We start from the raw sequence: 7948 nt of genomic DNA, 5'->3' as shown, positions 1-7948 counted from the left end.
CCGACGAGGACGACGTCGGCCTGCTCGCGGACCACTCCGAGGATCGTGCGGTCGACGCGGTTGGTGAGCGTCTCGCTGGTGCCGTCGGAGCCGGTGCTGGAGCCGGTGACGCTCGCGATCATGTTCAGGCGCACGCGCACCGCCTCGTCGGAGCCGCCAGCGTCCGCGCCGAGGGCTACCGCGTCCCCCGGCGGGTCCCGCTCGCCGTCGTCTCCGCCACGGGCGATCTCGCCGGGCACCGCCTGGAGCTGCAGGAGGGCTCCCGGGTCCTGCTGCTGGTGCCGGAGTCGCGCGGCGCGGTGGAGGGGCTCCCCGCCGGCGTCGAGGTCGTCCCGGTCCCGTCCTCCTCGGAGCGGATCGGCGTCGACGAGCTCCTGGAGGCTCTCGCCGGGCTCGGCCTGCACCGCGTCGTCTGCGAGGGCGGCGCCTCGCTCTCGGGCCAGTTCCTCGCCTCGGGCCGGGTCGACGAGCTGTGCCTCACCACCTCGCCGCGCGTCGTCCTGCCGGGCCTCCCGGTCGCGACGGGCACGGCCGTCGTCGACGACGCCTACTCCCTGACGCTGCTGGCCGCGGACGATTCCGGGGCCGTCTACGCCCGCTGGAGCCGCACGCGCTGAGAGCCGCCCACTCGGCGTGCCTCCGCGTCCCGGGCGCGTCGGAACCCTAGTCTGCGATCGTGCCCGAATTCCCAGCGTCGTCCCAGCTCCCCGAGGAGTTCCGGGTCGCGACGGAGTCGATCCGCGCCGCTGCCACGCGCGCCGAGCTCACCGTGTCCGAGATCGCCTCGCCGTCGGGTCTCGCGCCCTGGGCCCTCGCCCTGTCGGGCGACGTCGCGCCGCACGCGCACGGACGCGACTCCGAGCTGGGCACGGGGCGCTTCATCCTGCTCTACGACCCCGAGGAGCCCGAGCAGTGGGGCGGCCCCTTCCGTGTCGTCTGCTTCGCCCAGGCCCCGCTCGAGGTCGAGATCGGCACCGATCCGTTCCTCGCCGAGGTCGCCTGGTCCTGGCTCATCGACGCCCTCGGGGCGCGGGGCGCCTCCTATTCCGCCGCGTCCGGCACGGCGACCAAGGTGCTGTCCACCGGCTTCGGCGAGCTGGCCGCTCAGGGGGACGGTGCGCAGATCGAGATCCGCGCCTCCTGGAGCCCGGATGATGCGCAGCTCGCCGCTCACGTGGAAGGGTGGGGGGAGCTGTTGTGCATGCTCGCGGGTCTCCCGCCCGTATCGAGCGACGGTGTGACCCCGCTCGCCTTCCGACGGAACAACCGTGACTGATTACCGTGTCCTCTCCACGCCCGACGAGTTCCTCGCCGCGGTCGACGCCCTCGCCGCCGGCGAGGGCCCCGTCGCCGTCGACGCCGAGCGCGCCTCGGGCTTCACCTACTCGCAGCGCGCGTACCTGATCCAGGTCTACCGGCGCGGCGTCGGCGCGTTCCTCTTCGATCCCCCCGCCATCGGCCGGATGGACGCCCTGCAGGCGGTCATCGGCGAGGAGGAGTGGGTCCTCCACGCCGCCAGCCAGGATCTCGCCTGCCTGCGCGAGGTGGGCCTGGACCCGGTGCGGATCTTCGACACCGAGCTCGCCGCCCGGCTCCTCGGACTGCCCAAGGTGGGCCTCGGCGCCGTCGTCGAGGACCTCCTCGGCATCCACCTGGCCAAGGAGCACTCGGCCGCCGACTGGTCGACACGCCCCCTCCCCCAGAGCTGGCTCGTCTACGCCGCGAAGGACGTGGAGCTCCTCGTCGACCTCCGCGACCGCATGGAGGAGATGCTCATCGCCGCGCGGAAGACGCGCATCGCCCGCGAGGAGTTCGAGGCGACGCTCGCGCGCGCCCCGAAGGTGGTCCCGCCGGATCCGTGGCGCCGCCTCTCCGGCATGCACTCGCTCCGCGGCCCGCGCCCCCTCGCCGTGGCGCGCGAGCTCTGGCTGGCCCGGGACGCGTTCGCCCGCGAGCGCGACATCGCTCCCGGCCGCCTCATCCCCGACTCCTCGATCATCGCGGTCGCCCGCAACATCCCGACCAGCATCGGCCAGCTCTCGGGCCGCCGCGACTTCACCGGCCGCGCCAGCCGCGGTGAGGTCGAGCGCTGGTGGGCCGCGATCGAGCGCGGGACGACGACCGAGGACCTGCCGAGCCCGACCCGCCCGGCCGCCGACACGCTCCCCCCTCCGCGCGCGTGGGGCGATCGCAACCCGGCCGCCGACGCGCGCCTGAAGGCGGGACGCGCCGTGGTCACCGAGATCGCCGAGCTGCTCTCGCTCCCGGTCGAGAACCTGCTCACGCCGGAGCTGCTGCGCCGGGTGGCCTGGAACCCGCCCGAGCCGTTGACCGCGGAGTCGGTCGCCGCGGAGCTCACCCGCGCCGGCGCCCGTGCGTGGCAGGTCGAGGCCACGTCGGGCTCGATCGCCACCGCGTTTGTCGAAGCGGCCCAAGCGCCGGCCGAGGGCACCGAAACCCCTTCGTAGGAAGCGGCAAAGGATTCCGGCTGCGCGGTGCCGGTTCCTACTATCGACGGCGACCGTGAGTTCCTGGGAGGCATTGTGGCCGAGAGATCCGAAGTCGTGTTCGTCGACGGAGTCCGTACTCCGTTCGGGCGTGCCGGCGAGAAGGGCATGTACTGGCAGACCCGAGCCGACGACCTCGTCGTCAAGGCGATGATCGGTCTGCTGGAGCGGAACGGCGCGCTGCCGAAGGAGCGGGTGGACGAGGTGGCGATCGCCGCCACCACCCAGCAGGGCGATCAGGGCCTGACCCTCGGCCGCACGGCGGCGCTGCTCGCAGGGCTGCCGAAGTCGGTGCCCGGCTTCGCCATCGACCGCATGTGCGCCGGAGCGATGACCTCGGTCACCGCGACCGCGGGCGGCATCGCGTTCGGCGCCTACGACGTGGTCCTCGCCGGCGGCGTGGAGCACATGGGCCGGCACCCGATGGGCTTCGGCGCCGACCCCAACCCGCGCTTCCTCTCGGAGCGCCTCGTCGGCGAGGACGCGCTCAACATGGGCCGCACGGCGGAGCGGATCCACGACCGCTTCCCGCACCTGACGAAGGAGCGCGCCGACCACTACGCCCTGCGGAGCCAGCAGAAGCTCGCCGCCGCGTACGCCGCCGGCAGCATCCAGCCGGACCTCGTCCCCGTCGCCACGCGCAGTGCCGCGGGCTGGGGCCTCGCGACCGCCGATGAGGCACCGCGCCCTGAGACGACCCTCGAGGGCCTCGCGGGCCTGCGGACCCCGTTCCGGCCCCACGGCCGGGTGACCGCGGGCAACTCCTCCGGGCTCAACGACGGAGCGACGGTGTCGCTTCTCGCCAGCGCCCAGGCCGCGCAGGAGCTGGGCCTGTCCGCGAAGATGCGGATGGTGAGCTTCGCGTACGTCGGCGTCGAGCCCGAGATCATGGGCATCGGCCCGGTCCCCTCGACCGAGAAGGCGCTCCGCAAGGCGGGCCTGACCATCGAGGACATCGGGCTCTTCGAGCTCAACGAGGCGTTCGCCGTGCAGGTGCTCTCCTTCCTCGACCACTTCGGCCTCGACGACGACGACCCGCGCGTCAACGAGTACGGCGGAGCGATCGCGATCGGCCACCCGCTCGCCTCCTCCGGGGTCCGGCTGATGATCCAGCTGGCCCGGCAGTTCGAGTCGCACCCCGAGGTCCGCTTCGGCGTGACGGCCCTCTGCGTCGGCCTCGGCCAGGGCGGCACGGTGATCTGGGAGAACCCGCACTACGACGGCAAGCGCGGACGACGGAAGGGACGCTGACCCATGCTCGACGGATTCGAGAACCTCGTGGACCTCGCCGAGGGCGAGGTCGTCACCCACTCCTACGTCCGCGACGTGCCGCTGCCCAGCGGCCGCACGCTCGCCCTGATCACGCTCGACAACGACCGCGACCACACCCGCCCCAACACGTTCGGGCCGGCGTCGCTCTTCGAGCTGGCGGACGTCCTCCTGACGCAGAAGGAGCGCGCCTCGCGCGGCGAGATCCAGGCGGTCGGCATCACCGGCAAGCCGTTCATCCTCGCCGCGGGAGCCGACCTCAGCAAGGTCGGGGCCATCCCGAGCCGTGAGCTCGGCCGCCAGCTGGCGCGCCTGGGCCACCGCACGCTGGGGATGCTGGCCGAGCTGGGCGTGCCGTCCTTCGCCTTCATCAACGGCCTCGCCCTGGGCGGCGGCACCGAGATCGGCCTGAACGCCGACTACCGCACCGTCGACTCCTCCATCCCCGCGCTCGGGCTCCCCGAGGTCTTCCTCGGCATCATCCCCGGCTGGGGCGGCGCATGGCTCCTGCCGAACCTGATCGGCATCGAGAACGCCCTCAAGGTCGTCGTCGAGAACCCGCTCAAGAACAACCGCACGCTCAAGGGCCAGGAGGTGTTCGACCTCGGCATCGCCGACGCGATCTTCCCGCCCGCCGCCTTCCTCGAGGACTCGCTCCGCTGGGCCGACGGCGTGATCGGCGGCTCCGTGAAGGTGGAGCGGCCGAACGCACCCGGCAAGATGGAGCGGCTGGTCAAGTGGGACGTCGCGATCTCGATCGCGCGCAAGCAGCTGGAGTCGCGGATCGGCACGGTCGCGGCGTCTCCGTACCGCGCGCTGGAGCTGCTCAAGGCCGCGAAGAACACCACCCGCGAGGAGGGCTTCGCCGCCGAGGACGAGGCGCTGGCCGACCTGATCTCGGGCGACCAGTTCCGCGCGAGCATCTACGCGTTCGATCTGGTGCAGAAGCGCGCCAAGCGTCCCGCGGGAGCGCCCGACAGGGCGCTGGCCAAGCCCGTCACCAAGGTCGGGGTCGTCGGCGCGGGCCTCATGGCCTCGCAGTTCGCGCTGCTCTTCCTCCGCCGCCTCCAGGTGCCGGTGGTCATCACCGACCTCGACCAGGAGCGGGTCGACAAGGGCGTCGCGGGCATCCGCGCCGAGATCGACGCGCTGCTGGCGAAGGGACGCGTCTCCCCCGACGACGCGAACCGCCTCCGCGCGCTGATCACCGGCACGACCGACCGCTCCGACTTCGCCGACGCCGACTGGGTGATCGAGGCGGTCTTCGAGGAGCTGTCGGTGAAGCAGGAGGTGTTCGCTGACATCGAGCGCTACGTCTCGCCCACGGCGGTGCTCGCGACCAACACCTCGTCCCTCTCCGTCGAGCGCATCGGCGAGCGGCTGGAGCACCCGGAGCGCCTCGTCGGCTTCCACTTCTTCAACCCGGTCGCGGTCATGCCGCTGATCGAGGTGGTCCGGACACCGCACACCGACGACGAGACCCTCTCGACGGCGATGGTCACCGCCGCGAAGCTCAAGAAGAACGCCGTCATCACGCGAGACACGCCGGGCTTCGTGGTGAACCGCGTGCTGGCGAAGGTCCTGGGCGAGGCGATGCACGCGGTCGACACGGGCACTCCCTTCGAGATCGTCGAGCAGTCGCTGGCTCCGTTCGGCCTGCCGATGACGCCGTTCGAGCTGCTCGAGCTGGTGGGCCTCAAGGTCGGCGCGCACGTGCTCGACACCCACCACGCCGCGTTCCCCGACCGCTTCTTCGACAGCCCCAACCTGCACCGCCTCGCCGAGCTCGGCCACGTCTTCGAGCGAGACGCGAAGGGGCGGGTGAAGGGCGTCGACAAGCGCGCTGTCGCGATCGTCGCCGGCGGCACGGAGCCGATGACGGCCGAGCAGCTGCGGCTGCGCGTCGAGACGGGTCTCGCGGACGAGGTCAAGCGGATGCTGGACGACGACGTCGTGCACGCCGCCGAGGACATCGACCTCTGCCTGATCCTGGGCGCGGGCTACCCGTTCCAGATGGGCGGGCTCACGCCCTACCTCGACCGGGTCGGCGCGAGCGAGCGGGCGTTCGGGGACACGTTCCACCACCCCGCCATCCGCGGCGTCGACTGAGGCCGAGTGCAGTGACGCGGAAGGGGCGCCGGATCCGATCCGGCGCCCCTTCCGCGCGTCGCCTGCGGCACGGGTCCCGACGGACGATCAGTCGCTGCGGGCGTCGTCCCGGGCCTCGACCTCGTCCGGGAGCGGGCGGGCGACCGGGATCTTGCTGCCCAGCACCTGCGCGACGACGTCGCGGGCGATGTGCTGTGGAGTGAGCCCGACGTCCTCGAGGATCTCCTCGCGCTTGGCGTGGTCGAGGAACTGGTCGGGCAGCCCGAGCTCGGTCACCGCGGTGTCCACGCCGGCCTCGCGCAGGTCCTGGCGGATGCGTGTGCCGATCCCGCCGACGCGCACCCCGTCCTCGATCGAGACGACGATGCGGTGCTCGCGGGCGAGCTCGATGATGCTGGTCGGCACGGGCACGACCCAGCGGGGGTCGACGACCGTCGCTCCGATGCCCTGGGCCGCGAGCCGCTGGGCGACCTCGAGACCCATCGCGGCCAGCGGCCCGACCGTGACCAGCAGCACGTCCTTGCGCTCGGTGCGGGCGAGCACGTCGACCCCGTCGCCGAGGCGCTCGACGGCGTCGATCTCGTCGCCGACGCTCCCCTTCGAGAAGCGCACCACGGTCGGCGCGTCGGTGACGCCGACGGCCTCGCGCAGCTCCTCGCGCAGGCGCACGGAGTCGCGCGGAGCGGCGAGGCGGATGTTCGGGACGACCTGCAGGATCGCCAGATCCCACATGCCGTGGTGGCTCGGACCGTCGGGTCCGGTGACTCCGGCGCGGTCCAGCACGAAGGTGACGCCCGCGCGGTGCAGCGCGACGTCCATCAGCACCTGGTCGAAGGCGCGGTTCACGAAGGTGGCGTACAGCGCGACGACCGGATGCAGCCCTCCGAAGGCGAGACCGGCGGCCGAGGTCACGGCGTGCTGCTCCGCGATGCCGACGTCGAAGACGCGCTCCGGGTACTTCTCGGCGAGGCGGTCGAGACCGACGGGCCGGAGCATGGCGGCCGTGATGCCGACGATCGTCGGGTCCTCGTCGGCCAGCGTGACGATCTCCTCGGCGAACACCGAGGTCCACGAGCGGGCCCCGGCCGCGCTCAGCGGCTCGCCCGTCTCGGGATCGATCTGCCCGACGGCGTGGAACTGATCGGCGAGGTCGTGCACGGCCGGACCGAAGCCCTTGCCCTTCTGGGTGATCGCGTGCACGATGACCGGCTGGCCGTAGTCCTTCGCCTGCTGGAGTGCCTCCTCCATCGCTGTCAGGTCGTGTCCGTCGATCGGCCCCAGGTACTTGATGTCGAGGTTGGAGTAGAGCGCCTCGTTGTTGATGAAGCGGCTGAGGAAGCCGTGGAGGCCGCCGCGCACGCCGCGGTAGACGGCGGCGGCGGGGCCGCCCAGCCGCTCAGAGACGGCCCGGGAGCCGCGGTGCATCGTGCGGTAGGTCGGCCGCGTGCGGACGCCGTTGAGGAAGCGGGCCATGCCGCCGATGGTCGGGGCGTAGGAGCGCCCGTTGTCGTTGACCACGATGACCAGCCCGCGGGAGTTGTCGTCGCTGATGTTGTTCAGCGCCTCCCAGGTCATGCCGCCGGTGAGGGCGCCGTCGCCCACGACCGCGACGACGTGGCGGTCGGTCTGGCCGGTCATCGTGAAGGCGCGGGAGATGCCGTCCGCCCAGGACAGCGAGCTGGAGGCGTGCGAGCTCTCGACGATGTCGTGCGGCGACTCCCTCCGCTGCGGGTAGCCGGCGAGGCCGCCGCGCTGCCGGAGCTTCGAGAAGTCCTGGCGACCGGTGAGCAGCTTGTGGACGTAGGACTGGTGGCCGGTGTCGAACACGATCGCGTCGTGCGGCGAGTCGAAGACCCGGTGGATCGCGATGGTCGTCTCGACGACGCCGAGGTTCGGGCCCAGGTGGCCCCCGGTCTTCGAGACCTCGCGCACGAGGAAGTCGCGGATCTCCTGCGCCAGCGTCTCGAGCTCGGCCGCGGTCAGGCGATCGAGATCGCGAGGACCGCCGATGGTCTCGAGAACAGCCATGCGCGCCGCCTTCCGGGGTCGTGAACGAGGTGGGG

The 7948-nt window shown here is 72.2% G+C and carries 6 protein-coding genes; 5 read left to right on the top strand and 1 reads right to left on the bottom strand.

Annotation, left to right across the window (positions count from 1 at the left end; genetic code table 11):
• From C5C27_RS07245 to C5C27_RS07225, 5 genes are all read left to right on the top strand, one after another.
• Nucleotides 1-617, top strand: a 617-nt coding sequence (locus C5C27_RS07245; RefSeq protein ID WP_146079623.1) for a dihydrofolate reductase family protein, incomplete at its 5' end; no start/stop codon positions are given.
• Nucleotides 618-676: 59 nt separating this feature from the next.
• Complete coding sequence (locus C5C27_RS07240) at nucleotides 677-1276, top strand: DUF3000 domain-containing protein (protein ID WP_104222090.1); 600 nt, start codon at nucleotides 677-679, stop codon at nucleotides 1274-1276.
• Nucleotides 1269-2468 carry a ribonuclease D gene (locus C5C27_RS07235; protein WP_104314019.1) on the top strand — a complete coding sequence of 400 codons (1200 nt, stop codon included), beginning with the start codon at nucleotides 1269-1271 and terminating at the stop codon, nucleotides 2466-2468. The genes C5C27_RS07240 and C5C27_RS07235 overlap by 8 nt, the downstream gene beginning before the upstream one ends.
• 75 nt (nucleotides 2469-2543) lie before the next feature.
• Nucleotides 2544-3758 (top strand): thiolase family protein, encoded by a 1215-nt coding sequence (locus C5C27_RS07230; RefSeq protein WP_104314018.1) that lies wholly within the window; start codon nucleotides 2544-2546, stop codon nucleotides 3756-3758.
• A gap of 3 nt (nucleotides 3759-3761) precedes the next feature.
• Nucleotides 3762-5885: a 3-hydroxyacyl-CoA dehydrogenase NAD-binding domain-containing protein gene (locus C5C27_RS07225; protein ID WP_104314017.1), complete on the top strand. Its 2124-nt coding sequence runs from the start codon at nucleotides 3762-3764 to the stop codon at nucleotides 5883-5885.
• Nucleotides 5886-5972: 87 nt separating this feature from the next.
• Here C5C27_RS07225 and dxs read toward each other — a convergent pair whose 3' ends face one another.
• Nucleotides 5973-7913 (bottom strand): 1-deoxy-D-xylulose-5-phosphate synthase, encoded by a 1941-nt coding sequence (gene dxs, locus C5C27_RS07220; protein WP_104314016.1) that lies wholly within the window; start codon nucleotides 7911-7913, stop codon nucleotides 5973-5975.
• Nucleotides 7914-7948: the final 35 nt, after the last annotated feature.

Source organism: Rathayibacter sp. AY2B7, from assembly GCF_002931635.1.
GTDB lineage: Bacteria > Actinomycetota > Actinomycetes > Actinomycetales > Microbacteriaceae > Rathayibacter.
This window is presented reverse-complemented; position numbering and strand designations above follow the sequence as displayed.